Origin of the sequence: Methylobacterium sp. 391_Methyba4, assembly GCF_029691625.1 — a bacterium.
Classification (GTDB): Bacteria; Pseudomonadota; Alphaproteobacteria; order Rhizobiales; family Beijerinckiaceae; genus Methylobacterium; species Methylobacterium fujisawaense.
This window is the reverse complement of sequence record NZ_CP121475.1, coordinates 4,893,720-4,914,480: the sequence shown is the minus strand read 5'-3', so window position 1 is coordinate 4,914,480 and position 20,761 is coordinate 4,893,720. Positions and strand designations below refer to the sequence as shown.

Annotated in this window: 25 protein-coding genes and 1 tRNA gene; 16 read left to right on the top strand and 10 right to left on the bottom strand. The window is 69.8% G+C overall.

Going from position 1 to position 20,761, the window contains the following annotated elements; all coding sequences use genetic code 11:
- Window positions 1–106: 106 nt before the first annotated feature.
- The 5 genes from P9K36_RS23170 to P9K36_RS23150 all read right to left on the bottom strand — a co-directional run bounded on the left by P9K36_RS23170 (window position 107) and on the right by P9K36_RS23150 (window position 3,857).
- Complete coding sequence (locus tag P9K36_RS23170) at window positions 107–331, bottom strand: hypothetical protein (protein WP_043354335.1); 225 nt, start codon at window positions 329–331, stop codon at window positions 107–109.
- Between the two features lie 84 nt (window positions 332–415).
- Window positions 416–784, bottom strand: a complete 369-nt coding sequence (locus tag P9K36_RS23165) for an SPW repeat protein (RefSeq protein ID WP_043387222.1) — start codon at window positions 782–784, stop codon at window positions 416–418.
- Window positions 785–1,156: 372 nt separating this feature from the next.
- A complete protein-coding gene (locus P9K36_RS23160) occupies window positions 1,157–1,582 on the bottom strand; it encodes a response regulator (protein WP_278306080.1) in 426 nt (141 codons plus the stop codon).
- Window positions 1,583–1,708: 126 nt separating this feature from the next.
- On the bottom strand, window positions 1,709–2,317 hold the full coding sequence (fixJ, locus tag P9K36_RS23155; protein ID WP_043388199.1) for a response regulator FixJ: 609 nt from the start codon (window positions 2,315–2,317) through the stop codon (window positions 1,709–1,711).
- On the bottom strand, window positions 2,307–3,857 hold the full coding sequence (locus tag P9K36_RS23150) for a PAS domain-containing sensor histidine kinase (protein WP_081948865.1): 1,551 nt from the start codon (window positions 3,855–3,857) through the stop codon (window positions 2,307–2,309). The genes fixJ and P9K36_RS23150 overlap by 11 nt, the downstream gene beginning before the upstream one ends.
- A 268-nt stretch (window positions 3,858–4,125) precedes the next feature.
- Here P9K36_RS23150 and P9K36_RS23145 point away from each other — a divergent pair, with 268 nt between their 5' ends.
- Together P9K36_RS23145 and P9K36_RS23140 are read left to right on the top strand one after the other, a co-directional pair.
- Entirely contained in the window at window positions 4,126–4,986 is an 861-nt protein-coding gene (locus tag P9K36_RS23145; RefSeq protein ID WP_043388201.1) for a universal stress protein, read from the top strand.
- 16 nt (window positions 4,987–5,002) lie between these two features.
- Window positions 5,003–5,239 carry a hypothetical protein gene (locus P9K36_RS23140; protein ID WP_043354346.1) on the top strand — a complete coding sequence of 79 codons (237 nt, stop codon included), beginning with the start codon at window positions 5,003–5,005 and terminating at the stop codon, window positions 5,237–5,239.
- Window positions 5,240–5,282: 43 nt separating this feature from the next.
- On the opposite strand, the gene P9K36_RS23135 is transcribed toward P9K36_RS23140, so the two are convergent.
- The 3 genes from P9K36_RS23135 to P9K36_RS23125 form a co-directional block, all read right to left on the bottom strand.
- The gene (locus P9K36_RS23135; RefSeq protein WP_043388204.1) at window positions 5,283–5,687 is read right to left on the bottom strand and encodes a BLUF domain-containing protein; all 405 of its coding nucleotides are present in this window, start codon (window positions 5,685–5,687) and stop codon (window positions 5,283–5,285) included.
- Window positions 5,688–5,861: 174 nt separating this feature from the next.
- A complete protein-coding gene (locus P9K36_RS23130; RefSeq protein ID WP_043388206.1) occupies window positions 5,862–6,674 on the bottom strand; it encodes a universal stress protein in 813 nt (270 codons plus the stop codon).
- A gap of 100 nt (window positions 6,675–6,774) precedes the next feature.
- The gene (locus P9K36_RS23125) at window positions 6,775–8,694 is read right to left on the bottom strand and encodes a heavy metal translocating P-type ATPase (RefSeq protein WP_043388207.1); all 1,920 of its coding nucleotides are present in this window, start codon (window positions 8,692–8,694) and stop codon (window positions 6,775–6,777) included.
- Between the two features lie 500 nt (window positions 8,695–9,194).
- Here P9K36_RS23125 and P9K36_RS23120 point away from each other — a divergent pair, with 500 nt between their 5' ends.
- Window positions 9,195–9,536, top strand: coding sequence for a phasin family protein (locus tag P9K36_RS23120; RefSeq protein ID WP_043354355.1), 342 nt, complete (start codon window positions 9,195–9,197; stop codon window positions 9,534–9,536).
- A gap of 205 nt (window positions 9,537–9,741) precedes the next feature.
- Here the strand turns inward: P9K36_RS23120 and P9K36_RS23115 are convergent, their stop codons facing one another.
- Window positions 9,742–10,167 (bottom strand): response regulator, encoded by a 426-nt coding sequence (locus P9K36_RS23115; RefSeq protein ID WP_278306079.1) that lies wholly within the window; start codon window positions 10,165–10,167, stop codon window positions 9,742–9,744.
- Window positions 10,168–10,474: 307 nt separating this feature from the next.
- Here P9K36_RS23115 and P9K36_RS23110 point away from each other — a divergent pair, with 307 nt between their 5' ends.
- The 8 genes from P9K36_RS23110 (at window position 10,475) to P9K36_RS23075 (ending at window position 14,522) form a co-directional block, all read left to right on the top strand.
- Window positions 10,475–10,873 (top strand): hypothetical protein, encoded by a 399-nt coding sequence (locus P9K36_RS23110; RefSeq protein ID WP_043388189.1) that lies wholly within the window; start codon window positions 10,475–10,477, stop codon window positions 10,871–10,873.
- A 152-nt stretch (window positions 10,874–11,025) separates the two neighbouring features.
- The gene (gene hpt / locus P9K36_RS23105; protein ID WP_043354359.1) at window positions 11,026–11,592 is read left to right on the top strand and encodes a hypoxanthine phosphoribosyltransferase; all 567 of its coding nucleotides are present in this window, start codon (window positions 11,026–11,028) and stop codon (window positions 11,590–11,592) included.
- A 165-nt stretch (window positions 11,593–11,757) separates the two neighbouring features.
- The gene (locus P9K36_RS23100) at window positions 11,758–12,123 is read left to right on the top strand and encodes a response regulator (RefSeq protein ID WP_043354361.1); all 366 of its coding nucleotides are present in this window, start codon (window positions 11,758–11,760) and stop codon (window positions 12,121–12,123) included.
- A gap of 121 nt (window positions 12,124–12,244) precedes the next feature.
- Window positions 12,245–12,577: a hypothetical protein gene (locus P9K36_RS23095; RefSeq protein ID WP_043354363.1), complete on the top strand. Its 333-nt coding sequence runs from the start codon at window positions 12,245–12,247 to the stop codon at window positions 12,575–12,577.
- Window positions 12,578–12,629: 52 nt separating this feature from the next.
- Window positions 12,630–13,007 (top strand): hypothetical protein, encoded by a 378-nt coding sequence (locus P9K36_RS23090; RefSeq protein WP_043354364.1) that lies wholly within the window; start codon window positions 12,630–12,632, stop codon window positions 13,005–13,007.
- Between the two features lie 73 nt (window positions 13,008–13,080).
- A tRNA-Thr gene (locus P9K36_RS23085) sits at window positions 13,081–13,155 on the top strand.
- 513 nt (window positions 13,156–13,668) lie between these two features.
- Complete coding sequence (locus P9K36_RS23080) at window positions 13,669–13,929, top strand: NepR family anti-sigma factor (RefSeq protein ID WP_043388191.1); 261 nt, start codon at window positions 13,669–13,671, stop codon at window positions 13,927–13,929.
- The gene (locus P9K36_RS23075; RefSeq protein WP_051044938.1) at window positions 13,926–14,522 is read left to right on the top strand and encodes a sigma-70 family RNA polymerase sigma factor; all 597 of its coding nucleotides are present in this window, start codon (window positions 13,926–13,928) and stop codon (window positions 14,520–14,522) included. Before P9K36_RS23080 ends, P9K36_RS23075 begins: the two co-directional genes overlap by 4 nt.
- 55 nt (window positions 14,523–14,577) lie before the next feature.
- Here P9K36_RS23075 and P9K36_RS23070 read toward each other — a convergent pair whose 3' ends face one another.
- Complete coding sequence (locus P9K36_RS23070) at window positions 14,578–15,111, bottom strand: isochorismatase family protein (protein WP_278306078.1); 534 nt, start codon at window positions 15,109–15,111, stop codon at window positions 14,578–14,580.
- A gap of 800 nt (window positions 15,112–15,911) precedes the next feature.
- Between P9K36_RS23070 and P9K36_RS23065 the strand changes: the two genes are divergently transcribed.
- The 5 genes from P9K36_RS23065 to P9K36_RS23045 all read left to right on the top strand — a co-directional run bounded on the left by P9K36_RS23065 (window position 15,912) and on the right by P9K36_RS23045 (window position 20,190).
- A complete protein-coding gene (locus tag P9K36_RS23065; RefSeq protein ID WP_278306077.1) occupies window positions 15,912–17,135 on the top strand; it encodes a site-specific integrase in 1,224 nt (407 codons plus the stop codon).
- Window positions 17,128–17,730 carry a hypothetical protein gene (locus tag P9K36_RS23060; RefSeq protein WP_278306076.1) on the top strand — a complete coding sequence of 201 codons (603 nt, stop codon included), beginning with the start codon at window positions 17,128–17,130 and terminating at the stop codon, window positions 17,728–17,730. Before P9K36_RS23065 ends, P9K36_RS23060 begins: the two co-directional genes overlap by 8 nt.
- An 85-nt stretch (window positions 17,731–17,815) precedes the next feature.
- Window positions 17,816–18,031, top strand: coding sequence for a DNA-binding protein (locus P9K36_RS23055; RefSeq protein WP_278306075.1), 216 nt, complete (start codon window positions 17,816–17,818; stop codon window positions 18,029–18,031).
- Between the two features lie 210 nt (window positions 18,032–18,241).
- Entirely contained in the window at window positions 18,242–19,060 is an 819-nt protein-coding gene (locus tag P9K36_RS23050) for a hypothetical protein (RefSeq protein ID WP_278306074.1), read from the top strand.
- Complete coding sequence (locus P9K36_RS23045) at window positions 19,057–20,190, top strand: hypothetical protein (RefSeq protein WP_278306073.1); 1,134 nt, start codon at window positions 19,057–19,059, stop codon at window positions 20,188–20,190. Before P9K36_RS23050 ends, P9K36_RS23045 begins: the two co-directional genes overlap by 4 nt.
- The last annotated feature ends 571 nt before the right edge of the window (window positions 20,191–20,761 follow it).

Genomic DNA, 20,761 nt, shown 5'->3' with positions numbered 1-20,761 from the left:
CCTCGTCGTGGGAGCGAGATTGGCCGTCCTCGGGGAGCGATGAAATTCCGGTTCGTGTCTTAAGCGAACTTGCTTACGGACAATTACGTAGTGCCGCGCGTCGGGCTCAGAGGCCCGCGGTCGTCGCGAATGCCCAGGCGGGAACCGGGTCGGGGAGCCCGGGCAGGCCGGAGCGCCCCGCGAGGAGGGCGCCCACCAGGGTGGCGAGCCCGTATGCCAGCACGCCCAGAACCAGCGTGAGGACGTCGGCATGACGGCGCAGGGCGTGGATGCCCGCGCAGCCGACCGTGAAGGACGCGGCGGCCGCGAGCGCGACGGGGTCGAGGGGCATGGCAGCCTCCTGGAAACGATGCCGTGAGGGAGGCGGCCGCGCGCGGCGCAGGGCTGCCGCGGCCGTTCCGGCGCCCGGCCCGCCTCAGACCGAGCGCGCCTGGGGCGACACGTAGAGCCGCCGGAGTTCGAACGCGGCCAGGGCGGCCACCGCGAGCCCGACCCCGACATGCACCCCCATGGCGCCCCTGGTCTCCGCGAAGCCCAGTGCCCACGGCGCCATGGCCGCCCATAGGCCGAGGGCGAGGTTGAGGTACTCTTCCCAATCGTAGGTCCGGCCGAGTGCCAGCAACGCGACGACGGTGATGGCGCCGCCGCTGAGAAAGGCGTTGCGTGCGGCGGCGGAATCGTAGCTCAACTCCAGATACCAGGGTGCGAGGACGAGCGTGATCCCGAGGAGGATGTTGAGCGCGTTCGGGATCATGTCCTCGGTTCGGTTCTCGATGGTTCTCATCGGCTTCCCCCTGACGAAGGGGCCCCGGCGGCCGGACCGAGCGGGCGTCCGGAGCGCGAGCGGCAGACGGCCTGCCGCCTTCCCGATTTTCAGGGTCTCCGTATTGGTGCGGCGATACATTGATCCAGCTCAAGATCTTTGTGTAGGTTTCGCCACAATGTTCATGAATAAGCTTGGCAAATCGTCGGGCCGTGGAGACAAGGGCGACGTGGTCCGGTCCTTTTGCTTGGCCGTACGCTGTGACGGAGCGTTCAGAGCCCTTCGGATCGTCCGCCGCCGCATGCGGACGCCACGCTCGCCTCGGCCAGAGTGGCTCGGCCTCGGGCACGCCGGCGCGCGCCGGTTTGCCGGTCTGGTTTCCGCCGGGTGTGGTCAGGCCGGCTGGTGGAGGGGCGCGGGGCGTGGCGCTGGGGCGGCGTCTCGGGCGGTGTCTCGGGCGACGTCCGGGGCGAGGAGTCCGAGGAGCGCGTCGAAGGCGAGGGGCTTGTCGACCAGCGGGATCCCGGCGGCGCGGGCCCGGGCGCGGATGGCGGGGTCGGGGTGTCCGGTGATCAGGACCACGGGCACGCGGGCATCGAGGTCGTGGAGCCTGGCGCAGACTTCCAGGCCGTCGAGCCCCGGCAGGATGTGGTCGAGGAGGACGAAGGCCGGGCTCGGCCCCGGGAAGGCGGCCAGCAGTTCCGGTCCGTCCGCGAAGGTCTCGACCCGGAGGCCCTCGCTTTCCAGGAGGAAGCGGGTGGAGTGGAGGACGGCCGCGTCGTCGTCCACCACGTAGATGAGGTCGGTCAGGGCAGGCATGAGGTGTATCGGCGGCTGGATCGGCGGCTGGATCGGCAGGTTCGTCGGCGGGGTGCCGGTCCGGGTTCGGGACCGCCAGGATGGGGCGCGATCCGGATCCCGGCCTTGACCTGCCTCAAGGCCGGCTCAGGCCAGGCCCGCCAGCACCGCCCAGCGCACCAGCTCCTGCAGGGTGCCGGCCTGCGTCTTGGCCATAAGCTTCGCCCGGTAGATCTCGACGGTGCGCGGACTGATGTCGAGCGTGCGGCCGATCTCCTTGCTGGTGCCGCCGGCGACCAGCTGGTCGAGGACCTGCCGCTCGCGCTCGCTCAGGGTGCCGACCCGCCGGACGAACTCCCGCAGCGTCGGATCCACCGCCTCGGCCGCGCCGTTGCGTTCCAGGGCGGAGCGCAGCGCCTGCAGGAGGGTCTCGTCGTCGAACGGCTTCTCGATGAAGTCGCAGGCGCCGAGCTTCATCGCCTCCACCGCGAGCGGGACGTCCCCGTGCCCGGTCATCATGATAACCGGAAGCTTGTGGCCGGATGCCCGCAGGCGGCGGAGCAACTCCAGGCCGTTGAGACCGGGCATGCGGATATCGGTCAGGACGCAGCCCGCTGCCGGCTCGACGAGCCGTTGGAGAAAGTCGGTCGCAGTCTCGTAGAGCCGCACCTCGAAGCCTTCGGTGCCGAGCAGGAAGCCGACCGAGTCCCGCATGGCCGGGTCGTCGTCGACCACGTGCACAAGGCTAGCTGGCATGACCGAGGTCTCCATCGTGCGCGGCCGGCAGCGTCAGCCGGAAGGTTGCCCCGCCGGCCTCGTTGCGCTCGACCCATAGGCGGCCGCCATGAGCCTCGACGATGGTGCGGCAGATCGAGAGCCCGACGCCCATCCCGCTCGCCTTGGTGGTGACAAAGGGTTGGAACAGCCGGTCCGCCACCGCGTCCGAGATGCCCGGCCCGGTGTCCACGACGGCAATCTCGACGTGGTCCGTTCCCGCGGGGCAGGCCTCGACGCGCAATTCGCGCCGGTGCCCCTGCTGCATGGCCTCGCGGGCGTTGCGCATCAGGTTGATCAGGACCTGCTGAACCTGAACGCGGTCGGCCAGGACGGACGTGACCCTCGGATCCACGTGCACGCGCGCGACAACGCCTTGCTCCCGGGCCCCGACCAGGGCCAGCGTGCTGGCCTCCTCGATCAGGCTCGCGACGGGCTCGACCCGCTTCTCGGTCTCGCCGCGGGTGACGAACTCGCGCAGGCGCCGGATGATTTGTCCCGCCCGCAAGGCCTGCTCCGCGGCCTTATCGAGCACCTCCACCGTCTTGGCGACGTTCTCGGGACTGGGATGCGCCAGAAGGCGCTTGCAGCCCTTGGTATAGTTGCTGATGGCCCCGAGCGGCTGGTTCAACTCGTGGGCCAGCGTCGAAGCCATCTCGCCCATCTCGCTGAGGCGGGACATGTGGACCAGCTCCGCCTGGAGTTCCTCGAGACGGGCCTGCGTGCGGCGTTGCTCGGTCAGGTCGTTGATGAACCCGGTGAAGAAGACCTGCTCGCCCGCGCGCATCTCGCCGATGGCCAGCTCCATCGGGAAGGTGGAGCCGTCCCGCCTCAGGCCGGTCACGACCCTGTTGGTGCCGATGATGCGGCGCTCGCCGGTCCGCCGGTAGCGGTCGAGGTAGGCGTCGTGCTCGCTCCGCATCGGCTCCGGCATCAGGATGCGGACGTTCCGCCCGACCGCCTCGTCGGCCGCGTAGCCGAAGAGACGCTCGGCCGCCGCGCTGAACCAATGGATCCGGCCTGCCTCGTCGATGACGACCATGGCCTCCGGCACGGTGTCGAGGATCGAGCGCAGGTGAGCCTCGCGGGCCCGCAGGTCGACCTCGGCCCGCTTCTGCTCGTCGATATTGAGCACGACCCCGCGGAGCCGGAAGGGGCTGCGTTCCGGGTCGAGTTGCACCCGGCCGCGCGAGCGCAGCCAGCAGACATGCCCGTCGGGGCGCAGGACGCGGTAATCGACCTCGTAGCTGCCCCCCTCCCGCACGGCTCTCTCGATGGCCTCCGCGCGGGCTGGACGGTCCTCCGGATGCACGAGGGCCTGTGAGGCGGCGAAGGTGGTCAATCGTTCGGCCGGGACGCCGAACAGGCGGGCACAGGTCGGCGACACCGTGGCGCGACCGGTCACGATGTCCAGCGACCAGATGCAGATGCCCACCTCGTCGAGCGTCAACCGCAGGTCGTCGCCGGTCTGAGCGGTGGCATCGTCGCGAGGGTGGCCGGGCGCGTCGACGGGGTTCGTCATCGCTTGCACCCGGAGAGGTCCTGCGGGCCGCGACGATGAAAACGCATCCGTCCCGAACTTCCAATCGGTTGCGCCATGACAACCAAAAATTACTGCATTTTGGAATCAGTGAACAGCCTTATGGCAGTGTTGTTGGTCGAATATAGACGATCCCGTCGGGCGAATGTGCGAAATTGAACACTCCGCATCGTGGGCCGCTTGAGGTGGATCAAGGCTGCCCAGCCGCGACGGGACGAACCATGGGGCCGGCACGAATCGGAGACGCTCCATGTCCAGCCCCTCCCGCTCCCCACTCGCGGGCATCCGCGACGTCCTCGTCGGCACGACCGTGGAGGGCGAGTTCGATCCCCCCATCGCGGCGATCGGCTACGGGCTGACGCTGGCCAAGGCGGCCAATGCGCACCTCACCGTGCAGTCGGCCTCCTGGCGCCTCACGGGCGACGACGCGTGGCTCGGCGAGTTCGACTACGTGGGCGAGGCCCTCGTGGACCGCCGTCTCGACGCGCTGGCGCGCTCCATCGCGGAGCGTGCGGCCGGCGATGCGGCCCAGGTCGGCGTTGTCTGCACGACGGAGGCGCCGGGGCTGACCTACCCGGACGTCGTGACCCGGCTGGCCACGCAGGCGCGCCTGCACGACCTCACGGTCCTGGACGCGGGACCGCGACGGTTCGACCTCGATCGCGAGACCATCGAGCGGGCGCTCTTCGAGAGCGGGCGGCCGGTCATCGCGGTGCCGCCGGGCCGCGACGCCTTCGCCGCACGGCGGATCATCGTCGCCTGGGACGGCAGCGCGCAGGCGGCGCGGGCCGCCAACGATGCCCTGCCGTTCCTGCGCGCCGCCGAAGCGATCGAGGTCGTCTCGGTCTGCGACGACGCGGAGATCCACGAGGCCGTCCCCGGGGCCGAGTTCGCGCCCCACCTCGCGCGGCACGGCGTGAACGTCGTCGTCAACGACCTGCCGAAGGGGGACGGCATCGCCGAGACCCTGCGCAGCCAGGCCGGCCTGTTCCGCGCCGACCTGGTCGTGATGGGAGCCTACCGGCATTCCCCCAAGCGGGAGTTCTTCCTGGGCGGGGTCACCCGCTCGCTCCTGCGGAACAGCCCCGTGCCGCTGTTCCTGTCCCATTGAATCTAGGGGGTCGGCGATGCGCAAGCGACCAACAGCCCGGAGCGGCACGACCACCGGGCCGACGCGCAAGCGTGAGCCGCCGCCCCGTGGCGCCCCGGCGCGCCCCGAAGCCGCGGAGGCGGTGCCGCCGGTGCGCCCCGAACCCGTCGAGGCAGTGCCGCCGGTGCGGGCGCCGAACGCGCCCGATTGGGCCAACCCGTTGACCGAGGAGGAGCGCCGCGCCCTCGAGGCCGGATGGGGCTTCGTCGAATGATGGCCCCGCGGGCGCCGTCGGCTCCCCGGCCCGTGCGGGGGTGTCAGAGCCGGGCCCGCGCGAGTTCCTCGATGGCCTGGATCAGGCGGCGCAGGTCGGCCGGGTCCGGCTGCGCCGGGGCACGCGCGGTCAGGGCTGCGATCAGCCTGTCGACGTAAACGGAGGCGCCGGAATAGGCGAGGCTCCAGTCGGCGAAGCGCCGCCGGTCGATGTCGTCGTACAGCAGCACCGCCACCTCCGTATGGCGCGGGTCGCGACGGATGCTGTCCATCAGGGCATCGACCGCGGGACGCGGCCCCTCCAGGATCTGTGCGAACCGGGTGCGCGACGCCACGAGGGCTCCCGTGACCCGGAGCCGGGCGTTCCGGGACAGAGACGTCTCGACGATGTTCCGGACGTCGGCCTCGGAGGATGTCCGCCGGCTGACGTAGAGAAGCCGACTGTCCATGGCTCTGCCTCCCTGCCGCCGCCCAGCGCGACCCTGACGCGTCCGGGCCGGCGAGCCTGGCCTCGTCGCACGGATCGGACCGGAACGCGGGCGCCGCGGGATGGTGCCGTTCGACGCCCGCGATCGGGAAGCGCTCGTCCAGCCTGCGAACGGCGGCCCCGACGAAGCGCGGGCTCAGTGGCTCATCAGGCAGCAGCGTGGGGAGCGTTCCAGGAGATCGCGCGTGACGCCGCCGAACATCCATTCCCGCAACCGGGAATGGCCGTAGGCGCCCGTGACGATCAGATCCGCATCCTGCCGCAGGGCGAACCGCAGGATCTCCGAGCCGGCATCCTCCTCCGTTTGCAGGTGATGGACGGCGACGTGCGCGCCGTGCCGCGCGAGGTGGCCGGCCACGTCGTCCGCACCGTCGGGCCGGGCGTCGGCGCCGACGGTCGCCACGTGGACCCGGTCCGCCGCCCGCAGGAATGGCAAAGCCGCCGACACGGCCCGCCGCGCTGCGGGACCGTCCCGCCACGCGATAACGATGCGCGACCCCGTCAGGCTCGCGAGCCCCGGCGGCACCACCAGGACCGGCCTGCCGGCCTCCATGAGGACGGGCCCGGGCGGCACGCCGAGCGGTCCCGGATCCGCGTCGCCCGGTCCCCGCCGGCTCAGGACCACGAGGTCCGCGGCGCGGGCCGTCTCGATGACGTGCGTGACGGCGTCCGCGAAGCCGGCGCGCCAGTCCGTGCCGATCCCCTCGGTCTCGGCACGCCGGAACAGGGCCTGCGCCTGTTCGAGGATGGTTTGGACCTGTGCCGTGTTGCGTTGCTCCTGCGCGACGGCATCGTAGACATCGCGGACCAGGAGGGGGGCCGGCACCGGATGGGCCGCCGCGCCCGTGAGCGTCGCCGCGAAGCGCCGGGCGAGGCCGGCGGCGAGGCGCATCCGGTCCAGCGCCGCTTCGCCGAGGTCGGCGGAAACGAGGATGTTGGCGTAGTCCATGGCTCAGCTCCGGCCCGCGTCGATGCCGACGCGGGGAGCCTCGCTGGAGCCGCGAGGGGCCACCTTGATCCAGCGCAAGCCCGCCGGTTGCCGGCGGGCGTCAGGGATGGCCCACGGCCTCCGCCGTCGGCTCGCGCCCGTCCCGGGGGCCGCCGAGCACGCGCATGGCGTTGAGGATCACCGCGACGTCGATGGCCTCCTGAAGGAGCGCCCCCTGAAGCGGCGAGAGATGGCCCAGCGCCGCCGCAACCATGCCGGCGAGGGACAGGCCGAGGCCGATCCACACGCTCTGGAGGGCGATGGCGCGGGCGCGCTTCGCGATGTGGATCGCCTGCGGCAGCGGCGCCAGGCTGTCCACCAGCAGGACGACGTCGGCCGCCTCGGCGGCCGCCGCCGCGCCCCGGGCGCCGAGGGCCACGCCGAGATCGGCCGCCGCCAGCGCGGGCGCGTCGTTGACCCCGTCGCCCACCATCATCACGGGGCCGTTCCGACGCTCGGCGGCCACGGTGCCGGTCTTGGCCGCCGGATCGAGGTCGGCCACGATGGCGTCCACGGGCAGCCCGGCGACGAGCGCCTCGGCGACGCCGCGCCGGTCGCCGGTCGCGAGCACCACGCGCGTGATCCCGCAGGCGCGAAGGTCCATGAGCGCCCGGCCGCCATCCGTCCGCAGCGGGTCCGCGAAGTCCAGGACCGCGGCCGGCGTGCCGTCGACGGCGACCAGGACCGTCGATGCCGCCGCCGCGGCCTGTCGGGGGCCGGCCGCCGGCGGGAAGACGATGCCGTGCCGGCGCATCAGGCGCGCGCCTCCGACGATGACGAGCCGCCCCTCCACCCGGCCGCTCGCCCCCTCGCCGGGGGATTCCGCGACCATCGAGGGCTGCGGAAGGATCAGGCCGCGCCCCCGGGCCTCCTCGACGAGGGCCCGCGCCACCGGGTGGCCCGAGGCCTGATCGACGGACGCCGCGAGGCGCAGGACCTCGGCCTCCCCGTGCGCGCCGAGGGTTCGCAGGGCGGCGAGCCGGGCGGAGCCGCGGGTCAGGGTGCCGGTCTTGTCGATCACCAGGACCCGCACCTGGGCGAGCATCTCCAGCGCGCCGCCGCCCTTGATCAGCACGCCGATGCCGGCCGCGCGCGACAGTCCCGAGACGAGGGCGACGGGCACCGCCAGGATCAGCGGGCACGGCGTGGCGACGACCAGCACCGCCAGGGCCCGGATCGGGTCGCCCGTGGCGGCCCAGGCGCCGCCGGCCAAAGCCAGCGTGAGGGCGAGGAATCCGAGCCCGTAGCGGTCCGCCAACCGCGCCATCGGCGCCTTCTGGGCCCGGGCGGCCTCGACCAGGCGGACGATCCCGGCATAGGTGCTCTCGGCCGCGGGTCGCTCCGCCAAGAGGGTGAACGGCGTGCCGGCATTCACCGTGCCGCTGAGCACGGGCTCGTTCGCCTTGAGGGTGACCGGAAGCGCCTCGCCGGTCAGGCTCGACCGGTCGAGCACCGCCCGGCCCGCCGCGACCCACCCGTCCACCGGCACGACGTCACCGACACGGACCAGGATCCGGTCCCCCGGGACCAGCGCCGCGAGGGCGACCTCCTGCAACACACCGCCCTCCTCGCGCAGGGCGGTGCGCGGCTGGCGCGCGATCAGCGCCGTCATCGCCGCCCCGGCCCGGCCCGTGGCATAGGCCTCCAGCGACTGGCCGCCCGCGTACATCAGGGCGATGACGGCACCGGCCAGCGTCTGACCCAGGAGGAGGGCGCCGCCCATCGAGAGAAGGGCAACGAGGTCCAGCCCGACATCGCCGCGCGCCAAGCTCGTCACGACCTGCGTCAGGAGGACGGCCAGGACCGCCAGGGTTGCGAACGCCCAGGCCGCCGTCGCGAAATCCGGACGCCCGAGCGCCTGCGCCAGGAGGCCCGCGCTGAGGCCCGCCAGCGGCAGGACGGCCAGCCACCTTCGCACCCGCGTCCCCCACTCGGCGGCCGACCATCCTGTTCCGGTTGAGCCTACCGCCGCCGTGGCCATGTCGAGGGTGCCTCCGTCCGCGCCGCCGAGCTAGGGCCCGCCTGGCTCGCGGGCCTTGCGTTGGATCAAACCGTCCCCGTCGAACCGGGCCGGGCTCAGGCCCGTGGGGCGGGACCACGCCAGGTTCCGGCCCCCGCGATGCCGGCGCTCCGACCGGGACGGGGCTGCGGACGACGGTGAATCCGTTGGGCATCGCGGGCTCGGTCCGGCTCTCGACGCGTCGCGTCGGCTTCTCCCTTCGCGACCGGAGCGGGGGAGCGAGGGCCGAGTCCCGGGCGCGGACGGGCCGCGGCCTGCGATGCCCGAGAGATCCGGAACTGGCGCCGAGCCTTGGATCGGGTCGCGGGGCGGCGCGTCCGGCGGCGTCCGACCTGTCCGGTCGGGTTTTTCTCAATAATATCTGAGCGAATATTTGTATTGGATTTGAGATATTGATCTGAATCAATGCGGATCGTACCGGAACTTCATTCGTGGCCCGGATGTCGAGACAGGAGATCCCGATGGCTTCTGAGACCGTGACGCCTCTTCAGGCACCGTCGTCCACCGACCCGATGGAGTCCATCAAGGCCGGCCTGGGTACAGGCTTCGGCGCCTGGCGCGCCTTTGCCGTCGATCTGCCGCTGCGCATCGCCACGGAGACGGTGCGCTTCACGGGCTGCCGTCTCCAGGCCCAGGCGGACCATCTGGCGGCGCTCACCCGATGCGGCTCGCTCAAGGATGCGTTCGAGCTTCAGACGGCGTTCCTGACCAGAAGCATGGCCGACTACCAAGCGGAGGCGCGCACGCTGTCGCACGAGGTCGTCGAGGCGGCCTCCGCCGAGGGGGTGTCCAAGGCGGCCTGAGGGGCCGGACCGCCGCGCCATTCCGAGCGCGCCCGTCTCGATGGCTTCTGCTGCGGTGGGGGCAGGACGGGGGCGGCATGATGGGGGTGGCAGGACGGGCCGCAGGTCGGTCAGCCGACCCGTTCCGCCCTCCGCCGGGTGTTCGCGCGCCGGCCCGATGCGCGCCGTATTTCGCTCTGGCCGGTCTGGTTTCCGCCGGGTGTGGTCAGGCCGGCTGGGGGAGGGGCGCGGGGCGTGGCGCCGGGGCGGCCTCTCGGGCGGTGTCTCGGGCGGCGTCCGGGGCGAGGAGCCCGAGGAGCGCGTCGAAGGCGAGGGGCTTGTCGACCAGCGGGATCCCGGCGGCGCGGGCCCGGGCGCGGATGGCGGGGTCGGGGTGTCCGGTGATCAGGACCACGGGCACGCGGGCATCGAGGTCGTGGAGCCTGGCGCAGACTTCCAGGCCGTCGAGCCCCGGCAGGACGTGGTCGAGGAGGACGAAGGCCGGGCTCGGCCCCGGGAAGGCGGCCAGCAGTTCCGGTCCGTCCGCGAAGGTCTCGACCCGGAGGCCCTCGCTTTCCAGGAGGAAGCGGGTGGAGTGGAGGACGGCCGCGTCGTCGTCCACCACGTAGATGAGGTCGGTCAGGGCAGGCATGAGGTGTATCGGCGGCTAGGTCGGCGGCTGGATCGGCAGGTTCGTCGGCGGGGTGCCGGTCCGGGTTCGGGACCGCCAGGATGGGGCGCGATCCGGATCCCGGCCTTGACCTGCCTCAAGGCCGGCTCAGGCCAGCACCGCCCATCGCACCAGCTCCTGCAGGGGACCGGAAGGCGTGTCGTTTCGTTGTCCTCCGGTTTTGTTCGCGGGCATTCCCCGGTTCTGGTGTGGGTTATAGAATTGCCAAATTTGTCCGCCTACGCTCTCGACCGCATGAATTGAATATCGTCTGAGCGTGAAGACTGCCATGAACAGCACGACACAGCAGGATCAACTCGAGATCGTGAGCGCGCTGGCGGCGTCGCTGGCCGATCGGATGCTGATGGAGCGCCTGACCCAGGGAACGCTGCCGCTGGCGAATGCCAGCCGCCTCTGGACCGCGTCGCTGCTGCTGGAGGAGCACGAGCGCCCCATTCCCCGCATCGTGGCGGACGTCCTGGAACAGGTGCGGCATGTCGAGCCCGCGGAGGCGCCGGAGGGGATGGACCTGGAGTCCGGGCTGGAGTCCGGGCTGGAGTCCGGACCGGAGCCCCGACCGGAGCCCTTGCCGGACGTGACGGCCGAGCGGCATGCCGGCGCGGCCGCGCCGCGCCGGCGCCGGCTCACCCGCCTGCTCCGCCCGTTCCGGCAGGGAACCGAGGCCTGACGCTCCCGGCGTCGGCGGGTCCTGCGGGCGCGACTTGATGTCGGCCCGCCGTCGTTTCGGATCCGGAGTTTCCCGACGGCGCCCGGGACGCTAAGACCCTCTCCAGTGCGGTGGCGGATCCCGTCCCGCGAACGGGCTTCGGGATACGAGTGATGAGCACCCCTGAACGGCGCGTCCGGACCCTGTTCGACGAGGCGGCCATCGCCAGGCGCAACGATGAACTCGCCCAGGAGATTTTGGCTGCCGGGCCCGAGGACCTCCTCGTCGTGGCCGTGCTCAAGGGAAGCTTCATGTTCGCGGCCGACCTGCTCCGGTCGCTCCACCGGGTCGGCCTCGCGCCGCAGGTCGAGTTCGTGCACCTGTCGAGCTACCGTACGGGGACCGTGTCCAGCGGTCAGGTCGAGATCCTGCGCGACGTGCAGAGCGAGGTGCGCGGGCGGGATGTGCTGCTCGTGGACGATATCCTGGAATCGGGCCGCACCGTCGTCTTCGCCAAGGACCTGCTGATGGCCCGCGGCGCCCGGCGCGTCCTCACCGCGGTGCTGCTGGAGAAGCCCGGCAAGCGCGCCGTGACGATCGACGCGGATTTCGTCGGCTTCGTCTGCCCCGATGTCTTCGTCGTCGGCTACGGCATGGATGCCGCGCACGCCTTTCGGCAGTTGCCCTTCGTGGGCGTGGTCGATTACGGGGATGGCGGCCCGGATCTGTTCGATGCCTGACCGAGACGCCGCGGCGCGGCATTTTCGCCGCGCTGCACGGCAGGATTGACGATTCGACGTGCGACGTCTTGACAGGCGGCAAATTCGCCTGTGTCTGTCGACGTTTGGGCGTCCGCATCATCGCGACGGGGCGCTCGCGGGCTTCGGGGACGATCACGGGACCACATGGCGCGCATCCTCCTGGTGGATGACGAAGAGACCGTCCGGGGCTTCCTCAAGCGGGGGCTGGAGATCGACGGCCATGCGGTCGTCACGGCCAGCGATGGCAGTGACGGGCTCGATCGCCTTAACGAGGCCGACGGCGGCTTCGATCTGATGCTCACCGATATCCGCATGCCGCTCATGGACGGCATCGCGCTGGCCCTGGCGGCCAAGCGCGATTTCCCCGACCTGACCATCCTGCTGATGACCGGCTTCGCCGATCAGCGCGAGCGCGCGCGGGGGCTCGATGCCATCGTCACTGATGTCCTGACCAAGCCCTTCTCCCTGGCGGATCTGCGCGCCACGGTGAAGCGGGCGCTGGCGGCCTGAGGCGACCGGCTCGGCGGGACAGTCCACCCGTTCAGACGAACTTAAACATTTCCCTTAGGTTGAGCTTCACGAAGGCGTGCCAGTCTGCTCCCGACTGGATCAGACCGAGTGCGCCCTCGCCATGTATCGCCGGGACCGGGACATCGACGCGGCAGCCTATCAAGCGGACCGCTATGCCTGGGAGCCGGACGATGCGACCTGGCGGGCGGATCGGGACGAGCCGCAGCGGGCACGCAAGGGCTTTTTCGGGCGGCTGTCTTCGCTGATCAAGATCTCCGTCCTTGCGGTGCCGGCGGCGCTGTTCCTGTATGGCAGCTTCGCCGATTGCAGCGGCCGTCCGGCGGCGGGCTGGCTCGGCCTCGTCGGGGCCGGTGCCTGCGCCCGCAACGAGATGCTCGGCAACGTCCTCTCGATCCAGGACAACCTCGCCCTCCTGAAGCGGCTCATCAACTGAACCTTCGGCGTGTCGTGCCGCCGCGCTCTGCTCCGCTCCCCGTGAGTCCGCCATGTCCAGCCGCCCGCTTCTTCCCGCCGCGTCCGAAGGTGCGTCCGATGCCCTCGAGGAGGCGAAGTTCCGCGCCCGCATGGCACGGGTCGGCCCCGAAGCGGCGAACCGTCCCCCCCGCGGGAGCCGGGCACCCGAACGGGGGCGCCGCCTCCGGCTCGGCTGGAAGGGCTGGCTCGTCGTCGACAGCCTGGTCGTGCTCCTGGTCGTCGCGGGGGTGGTGGCCTGGCCGCCGATCCAGGCCTGCCGATACCAGGACCAGACGGTCGGCTTCTACGCCGGCGATTCCGTCGGGAAGTGCATCCGCCGCGGCATCGCCGACCGCCTCGATACCGCGGACCAGCGCTTCAAGCGCCTGATCCGCCGCTCGGGCCAATGAGGCGGGCCGCCGCAATTCTTCGCGCCCCTCGGGTTGAGCGGCGGCACGGCGGCTGGTAGCAAGCGTCTCGCGAGCCGGTGTAGCACAGCGGTAGTGCAGCGGTTTTGTAAACCGAAGGTCGGGAGTTCGATCCTCTCCACCGGCACCAGACGTTTTCCGCACGATCAGAGTGGGTTGGGCCTGCTCCCGGAGCGCGGCGACCGCTCTCCTCACGCAGCGGTCGGGACATCGCCCCTTCGAATCGCCTCCCCCTGGAAGAATCCCGGGACCGGGTCTTCCGTCGACGGACCCGCGCGCGGGGGCGCGCCAGGACGGGTCTGGTCGCGGCCCGTTCGGCTTCGGGAGGAGCGAGACCGCGCCCGGTCGGACAGGCGGCCCGGAGCGCGGTCAGCGTCCGTTCAGGTGCCTCCGCGCATCCTCGGTACAGCCAAGCTGAAAACAAGTATTTCTGAATTGTAACTGAGTATATATCCTGAAAATTCGGCCCAAGCTGGGCCATTTGATAATTAAAATTAGATGAATGCGCAGTTCAGAGCCGATTAAATCCGTCGCGCCTACCAGCCCTGCCGGACAGCGATGAGATGCGTCTCCGCCGCGCCGAGACCGGTCCGGCGGAGGCCGGGCCTCCGGGGCCGCATCGGGCACGGCAGGGGGCGCGACCATGTCAGGGAACGAGGACGATCGGGCGAGGGCGGGCTCCGCCGGAGCGCCGGATGCGACCGAGGGATGCGCCGCGGTCGGGCCGCGCCCGGCGCGGCGGGCCGGTGCGCCCGGTCGTTTGATCGACGGCGCGGCGCGGGACCGGATCGGGCGCGGCCTGCGCCTGCACTACGCCGGGGTGCTGGCGCTGCCGATTCCGGACCGGCTCCGGACGCTGCTCGACGACCTCGCCGCCTGCTCCGACACGGAGGCCTCGCAATGACCCTGATGCTGCAAGCCGCCCCCGCGGGGAGCGGATCCGGTCCGGCGCCCGTCGGGGCCGATGCCGAGATGCGCGACCTCCTTCTGGGCGCGATCCCGGCCCTGCGGGCCTTCGCGTTCTCGCTGACCTACGACCTCGACCGCTCGGACGATCTCGTGCAGGACACGCTGGTGCGCGCGTGGATCAACGCCGCCAGCTTCCGCCGCGGGACCAACCTGACCGCGTGGCTGTTCACGATCCTGCGGAACCTGTTCTACTCCGAGCAGCGCAAGCGCAAGCGCGAGGTTGAGGATGCCGACGGCGTGCATGCCGGGCGGCTCAGCGCCCTCCCGGAGCAGGAGATCCGGATGGAGATGGCGCAGTTCCAGAGCGCGCTGAACCGTCTGCCGCCGGCTCAGCGCGAGGCGCTGGTCCTGGTCGGCGCTCAGAGCTTCACCTACGAGGAGGCCGCGGCGATCTGCGGCGTCGCCGTCGGCACGATCAAGAGCCGGGTCAGCCGCGCCCGGATGCGCCTGATCGAGGTTCTGGGCATGAACGGCGCCGACGATATCGGTCCCGACGCGCAGACCCGTGCGGCCCTGGACGGTCCCTAGGCCGCTTACCGTCGAAGGGGATGCCGGCTCGGCGGGCCGGGAGCCGCGCCGGCGCCTACTTGATGAGCGTCATGATCTCGCGGAACCGCGGGTGGCGCGCCGTGCCGAGCCACTCGAACACCACCATCTCGGTGGTGACGATCTCGGCCCCGTGGGCGGCCATCCGGGTGAGCGCGGCCGCCCGGCTCTCCGTCTGCCGCGAACCCACGGCATCGCACACCACGCAGGCGCGGCGCCCGGCCTCGAGAAGCCCCAGAACAGTCTGCAGCACGCAGATATGCGCCTCGCAGCCGGTGACCACGAGGTCCCGATCCGCGGGCAGCCGCTCGAGGAAGCCCGGCGTCCGGGTGGCACTGAAGCTCATCTTGGGGAAGGCCGTCCCGGGCTCGGGCGCCAGTTCCGGCACGGTGGGGCCGAGGCCACCGGCATTCTGCTCGGTGACCAGGATCGGGACGTCGAGGCGATGCGCGGCGGCGGCGAGGCGGCCCGTATTGGCCAGGATTCCGGCTCCGTCGGCGATCACCGGCATCAGCCGGACCTGAACGTCGATGATCAGGAGAAGCGAGCGAGCGGGATCGATCAGGGGCATCGGTTCGGATCTCGCATGGGGCGCGCACGCCGGAACGGGTTCGGTCGGACGTCCGGTCCGCTCATGTGGTGCTGCGGCTGCCTGCCTGCCGGATTGGGCATGCCGGACCATCGGCCGTCCGCTCACCGAGGCCGGCGACCGCGCGACCCGGCACCCGTCCGATCCGGCAGGCGTGCCCGCGAGGCCGATCGGACGTGCGATATCCGACGCGGGCTGTGGTCGCCACCGCTGCCGGCCGGAGGGCGGGGCGCGCCCCCACTCTCCCGACGGCCTGGGGCGCCTCAAGGGTGATGCGAGGCCGGGCTGCTGCCGCTGCACCATGGCGTCCATCCCGGGCCGGCTCGCCCCGCATCCGCCGTCGCGCTAGGCCATCCGCGGTGAACGGTGGACGATCTCCCGCACGCCGCGCCCAACCACGCCTGAGACCGCTGGGATCGCCCAAGCTGTTCGGTCGTCCCGAGACGCTCGTCCGGCGAGAACGGCGGATCCGGGAGGCGCCGGACGCATCCCCCCAAGCAAAAGGGGCCGGCGATCCGCCAACCCCTTGCGCTGTCGAGCTGAATGAATGGTACCACCGCCCCGGCTCGAACGGGGGACCCCCAGATCCACAATCTGGTTAGGGAGCAGAACAAGCCCTAACTTTCAGGTGGTTCGCGGACGGTCAACGGCTTTGCCAGACCTAGCAAAAACTGCCATTGTGATGCTTCGTTAATAACACGGGGTAACAGGGCATAACGCCCGGTTTCTGTTACCCCTGGTTACCCTGAAGGATCACCAGAGTGGCAGCGCGAGTCCTCACCGTGCAGGCCATCGATCGCTTGAAGCCCGACGCTGCGCGTCGCTTGGAGATCCCGGACGCGACGCTGCCGGGGCTGTATTTCATCATCCAGCCGTCCGGTGCGAAGAGCTGGGCGGTTCGATATCGGCACGATGGCCGAACGAGGAAGCTGACGCTGGGCGCCTATCCCGGTCTCGATCTCGCGCGGGCGCGCGCCGATGGAAGAGCGGCCCTGCACGCCGTCTCCCTCGGTCAGGATCCGGTCGCAGAGCGCAAGGTGGTGGTTCCCTCGCCGACGCGCGATCTGATCGGGTCCGTGATCGAGAGCTTCATTGAGCGACACGTAACACCAAGGAATCGCCCTCGCACCGCAGAGGAGACGATTCGTATCCTGCGGACCAAGGTGCTGCCGGTCTGGGACGGCCGGAAGATCCAGGAGCTCGGTCGCCGCGACGTGATCGAGCTCCTCGACGGGATCGTGGACGCCGGCACCCCGGTCGCGGCGAACCGCACGCTCGCGGCGCTGTCCAAGCTGTTCAACTGGGCGACCGATCGCGGGGTCATCGACGCGAACCCGTGCGTGCGGATCAAGGCCCCGGCCGCCGAGACGAGCCGGGATCGTGTTCTGAGCGACGACGAGCTGCATCTGCTTTGGCGCGCGTGCACCGCGATCGGATGGCCATTCGGGCCGTTCGCGCAGCTCCTGCTGTTGACTGCGCAGCGCCGGGACGAAGTCGCCAAGATGCGGCGCGTCGAGCTGCGCGAAGGTGGGACCCTGTGGACGATACCTGCCGAGCGGGCGAAGAACGGGCAGGCCCATGATGTGCCGCTTAGCGGGACCGCTCAGGCCATCCTGGGATCGCTTCCGAGGGTCGCGGGGAAAGCCGGGTACCTGATCAGCACGACCGGCAACAGCGGTGTTTCCGGCTACGCTAAGGCCAAGGCCCGGCTCGACGCCAAGATGCTGGCGCTGGCTCGAGAGGATGCGGAGAAGGCAGGCGCGGATTCGGAGGCCGTGCAGATCGAGCCTTGGCGGCTGCACGATCTGCGCAGGACCGCTGCCACGGGTATGGCGCGCCTCGGCGTCGAACCGCACGTCGTCGAGGCGGTGCTCAACCATCGCTCCGGGACGATCACCGGGGTGGCGAAGATCTACAACAGGCATTCCTATGGCCCAGAGCGCCGCGCCGCGCTGGAGGCTTGGGCAGCGCATGTGGCCGCGATCTCGGGCGAGGAAAATGCCTGATCTCTGGGTGCCCTTCCACGTGGCTCTGCAGATGGTCGCGGACAGTATTGGGTCGAAGGTCTTGGCCTGGGAGGAGCTGCCTCGGCTGTTGAGAGAGGGCCTTGTTCGATCGATAGCTGAATGCACGGATGTGCACGAGGTAACGGGCGAACATATGAGAAAATATGAGGCCCCTGTTCCGCTAAAGTGGTGGTCGAAGCAAGGGCGTTTTCGTCGATCCAGCTTCAATTCAAAAATGTATTTGATGATCGAAACTAAGAGTGAGTATGTAGACCGGGGTATATGGTTCCATAATCCTCATCTGTACGACAAGATCCGGATATTCGTGCCTGACATAGAAAGGCATGTGCCGCCGAATGTGCATGCGAATTCTGACGATTCCGAGCCTGTGCCGACGCCCACTGCCGGGCCGGCTACGACACGGAAGCGTGGTCCGCAGCCGAAGAAGCTGGATGCCGTCGTATCGGCGATGAGAAAAGTCGACCGCGCGCATCTGGAGGCGATGCGCGAGAAGGACATGGAACACAAATTCAACGCCTCTCGGGACACCTGCCGTCGGGCGCGGGAGCTGGTCTTGTCGGAGTTTCGGAACTGAAACTCCGACAAACTTCGACAATCGACAAATAGCGACACTCGAAAATTCTGATCATCTTGAGCGTGCCCTAACAAGGAGCAACGCAATGCCTCTTCATGACCCAAACGCTAGCGAAGACCTCCTGCCGGCCGTCCAGACGCGGGCTCGGTACGGCGTCAGCGATCAGACGCTCTGGCGCTGGGAGAAAGACGCGAAGCTCGGCTTTCCCCAGCCGCTCCGGATCAATGGACGCCGCTACTGGCGGGTGGCCGAGCTGCAGGCCTTCGAGATCCGGCAGGCCACGAAGAGGGAGGCTGCCTAGAGCCATGACCCGCAAAAAAGCTGAGGGACGGAGCGCCGGCCAGCGCTCACGTCCCTCGGAATGTCTATCTCGCCAGATTGACCATTCCGAAGTAGCACATCCCCGATCCCCCGCCAACGCCTTGATCGCGGTCCTGGACAGCCAGGGTCTTGTGGTCAGCGTGCTCGCTGGCCGCAGCGCCGCCAGGGCATTCCTGCGGGAGGGCCACGCGTGACTGTCAGCCTCGCCGAGAAGGAGGCCTTCGTGCTGGCCGTGATCGCGGACAGCACGCTGACGCCCACGGCGAGGTTCGTCGCGACCGTGCTGGCGATTCGCTTCCTCAACCGGAAGACGCTCCGGTGTGATCCGGCCTTCGAGACCATTAGCCAAGCTGTAGGCTCAAAGCGCCGGATGACCATCCTGGCCGTCGAGGAGCTTGAGAAGGCGGGCTGGTTGAAGGTCGAACGGCGGGGCGGAAGGCACCGGCCCAACATGTTCGAGCTCTGCTTCGACCGTGCCGGAAACGGTACGGAAAGCGGACCCTTGAGCGGAGAAAGGGTGCACCCCAGTGCACCCCTTACCGACGAAACGGTGCAATCCAGTGCACCGTTTGGGGGTGAAAAGGTGCACCACAGTGCACCGTTTAGGGCCGAAAGGGTGCACCCCATTGCACCCGAACCCACCGTCCCTCCGGGACGGGGGGAGAGAGTCCCCACCCGGGGGCCTGGCGGCCCCGGGTTCGAGGCCTTCTGGCAGGCTTACCCGAAGCGCTCTGGCCGGCTGAAGGCTGAGAAGATCTTCGAGCATTTGGTGGCCACGGGACGAGCCTCCGAGAGCCAGCTGATCAGCGCGGCGCAGCGCTATACGGCGGAGCGCGCCGGCGAGGATCCCAAGTACCACCGCAACCCGTCCAATTGGCTCGGGGATGGGGACTGGCTCAACGAGCCCGCGCCGGCCCGCGCCCCGGCCGCCCAAGGCAGCAATCAGCGGACGGGCTCCTTCTCCTTCATGGACTACGCACGGCAAACCCAAGGGAGGTCGCGTTCATGACCGAGGTTACGCACCTGTCCCCGGGGCGAAACCCACTCTCCGATCGCAGCGCCGCGGCGCTGCCGACGCTGGATGACCTGATCGCGGCGAACCGGCAGGTGGCGAACTACGCTGCCGCTCAGGACCGCGCCCGCAACCTGCCGGACTTGCCGAAGCCCCATGCCCTGGTGGCTGGACAGGCCCAGCGTTGGCGAGATCGGGCTCTGTGGCAGCGAGGGCACCTTCTGAGCACCTCCGCTGCCGAAAAGGCGGCCACGGCCGTCAGAGCCGCATTTTCGGGGCCGCCGCACCCGGACGTGATCTCGATGCTGGTGGCTCAGCTGATGGACTGCTTTCAAACGGATAAGCTGAGCAACCCGCGCGTGTTTTTCGAGACGCTCGTGTTCGACCTCGGGGACATGGGTTTTGCGAACGCCACGATTGCAGCCGCGTGCAGCGAGCTGCGGCGCACCTCGAAGTTCCGGCCATCGATCGCAGAGGTAGTGGAGCGCTGCCGTGAGAAGCGCGCCTATGCAGAGGGCGTGCACGCCGGGCACCATCAGTACTGCGAGCGGCTGGAGGCGGTGCACCTGACGCTGCACCACACCGGTGGCGATCCGGATCTGCAGGAGGTCGCGGCCTACTCGCCTTGCCCGGACGAGCCGCTGATCACGGCTGAGTACGCCAAGGGCTCATCCGCAGAGTGGTGGTACGACCTCGACCTGAACCCGGATCTGATGTTCCGCCAGACAGATGCCGGCGAAGAGACCCCCGAGGAATGGAGGGCCCGGTTTCATCGGATGAAGGCCGAGGCCGTGGCGGATCCAGCGGCCTTGAGGCTGCGGATCGAAGCTGCCCGCGGTGCCCAGGTCGGCCGGCGCCTCGCTTGGACCTATCACAAGCGCTCGGGCCTGGGTCGCCGACAGGATGCGATCGTGGAGCTCGAGCGCTTATCCCTGGCGCGTCATCCCGACCGCGAGCCCGAGGATCTGTACTGGGCGTGGCTCGCCGAGGCCGACAAGGCCTTCCGCAGGCGCTTCGCTGAGTTCGAGCCCAACTACAACGCCGAGGAGGCTCGCCGGTACGAGCGCGATGCTCGTGAGCGTGCGGAGCGCGACGCGCGGCTGAGGCAATATCGGGGGCGAGCATGACCCCCAACGAACGCGCCGCTTGCGTCGCTGCGCTAAAAGCTGCCGAACAGGCAGCTGAAGCCCTCCGCGCCGTGCTTGGCGCTAGCGAGCGCGCCTCGGCCGAGCTGGTGCCCTTGGCCGTGGCTTGCCAGGTCTGGGGAGTATCGAAGGACACGGGGCTCAAGCGGGCTCAGCGTGGTCTCGGTCGCAAGATCGCTGGCCGATGGCACGTGCCGGCCGATTCAGTGCTTAATCTATAGGTCAACCGCGCGGGATACTGAGCTCGAGGCGCTGGCCGCAACCAACAGGCAGCACGTCCAGGTCAGCTACCCGGCGGTTAGCCGGCCAGCCATTGATCAAACGTGAGGGATGACCAGCCGCCCATCGGTGTCATTGGGGTCATGGGAGTCATTGGGGTCATGGGAGTCATTGGGGTCATAGGCGTCATCGGCCGCATCGCGGTCATCGGTCTCATAGGAGCCATCGTACCGATTGGCTTGCCGGCGGTGCTCCAAGCAGCAGGTCGTCCGCTTCGATCGAGGCAAGACAGTTGCGAAACCGGTCCGAGCCAACTTGTAGAACTCATAGACCA

What these genes read in the sequence shown, in the direction of transcription:
- P9K36_RS23150 (WP_081948865.1), bottom strand. Translation starts at nt 3,857, where the DNA reads ATGACGAACCCCGTCGACGCGCCCGGCCACCCTCGCGACGATGCCACC.
- P9K36_RS23135 (WP_043388204.1), bottom strand. Translation starts at nt 5,687, where the DNA reads ATGGACAGTCGGCTTCTCTACGTCAGCCGGCGGACATCCTCCGAGGCC.
- P9K36_RS23125 (WP_043388207.1), bottom strand. Translation starts at nt 8,694, where the DNA reads ATGGCCACGGCGGCGGTAGGCTCAACCGGAACAGGATGGTCGGCCGCC.
- P9K36_RS23045 (WP_278306073.1), top strand. Translation starts at nt 19,057, where the DNA reads ATGACCGAGGTTACGCACCTGTCCCCGGGGCGAAACCCACTCTCCGAT.
- P9K36_RS23115 (WP_278306079.1), bottom strand. Translation starts at nt 10,167, where the DNA reads ATGCCTGCCCTGACCGACCTCATCTACGTGGTGGACGACGACGCGGCC.
- P9K36_RS23130 (WP_043388206.1), bottom strand. Translation starts at nt 6,674, where the DNA reads ATGGACTACGCCAACATCCTCGTTTCCGCCGACCTCGGCGAAGCGGCG.
- P9K36_RS23055 (WP_278306075.1), top strand. Translation starts at nt 17,816, where the DNA reads ATGCCTCTTCATGACCCAAACGCTAGCGAAGACCTCCTGCCGGCCGTC.
- P9K36_RS23075 (WP_051044938.1), top strand. Translation starts at nt 13,926, where the DNA reads ATGACCCTGATGCTGCAAGCCGCCCCCGCGGGGAGCGGATCCGGTCCG.
- P9K36_RS23165 (WP_043387222.1), bottom strand. Translation starts at nt 784, where the DNA reads ATGAGAACCATCGAGAACCGAACCGAGGACATGATCCCGAACGCGCTC.
- P9K36_RS23060 (WP_278306076.1), top strand. Translation starts at nt 17,128, where the DNA reads ATGCCTGATCTCTGGGTGCCCTTCCACGTGGCTCTGCAGATGGTCGCG.
- P9K36_RS23110 (WP_043388189.1), top strand. Translation starts at nt 10,475, where the DNA reads ATGAACAGCACGACACAGCAGGATCAACTCGAGATCGTGAGCGCGCTG.
- fixJ (WP_043388199.1), bottom strand. Translation starts at nt 2,317, where the DNA reads ATGCCAGCTAGCCTTGTGCACGTGGTCGACGACGACCCGGCCATGCGG.
- P9K36_RS23090 (WP_043354364.1), top strand. Translation starts at nt 12,630, where the DNA reads ATGTCCAGCCGCCCGCTTCTTCCCGCCGCGTCCGAAGGTGCGTCCGAT.
- P9K36_RS23170 (WP_043354335.1), bottom strand. Translation starts at nt 331, where the DNA reads ATGCCCCTCGACCCCGTCGCGCTCGCGGCCGCCGCGTCCTTCACGGTC.
- P9K36_RS23095 (WP_043354363.1), top strand. Translation starts at nt 12,245, where the DNA reads ATGTATCGCCGGGACCGGGACATCGACGCGGCAGCCTATCAAGCGGAC.
- P9K36_RS23080 (WP_043388191.1), top strand. Translation starts at nt 13,669, where the DNA reads ATGTCAGGGAACGAGGACGATCGGGCGAGGGCGGGCTCCGCCGGAGCG.
- P9K36_RS23100 (WP_043354361.1), top strand. Translation starts at nt 11,758, where the DNA reads ATGGCGCGCATCCTCCTGGTGGATGACGAAGAGACCGTCCGGGGCTTC.
- P9K36_RS23140 (WP_043354346.1), top strand. Translation starts at nt 5,003, where the DNA reads ATGCGCAAGCGACCAACAGCCCGGAGCGGCACGACCACCGGGCCGACG.
- P9K36_RS23160 (WP_278306080.1), bottom strand. Translation starts at nt 1,582, where the DNA reads ATGCCTGCCCTGACCGACCTCATCTACGTGGTGGACGACGACGCGGCC.
- hpt (WP_043354359.1), top strand. Translation starts at nt 11,026, where the DNA reads ATGAGCACCCCTGAACGGCGCGTCCGGACCCTGTTCGACGAGGCGGCC.
- P9K36_RS23070 (WP_278306078.1), bottom strand. Translation starts at nt 15,111, where the DNA reads ATGCCCCTGATCGATCCCGCTCGCTCGCTTCTCCTGATCATCGACGTT.
- P9K36_RS23145 (WP_043388201.1), top strand. Translation starts at nt 4,126, where the DNA reads ATGTCCAGCCCCTCCCGCTCCCCACTCGCGGGCATCCGCGACGTCCTC.
- P9K36_RS23120 (WP_043354355.1), top strand. Translation starts at nt 9,195, where the DNA reads ATGGCTTCTGAGACCGTGACGCCTCTTCAGGCACCGTCGTCCACCGAC.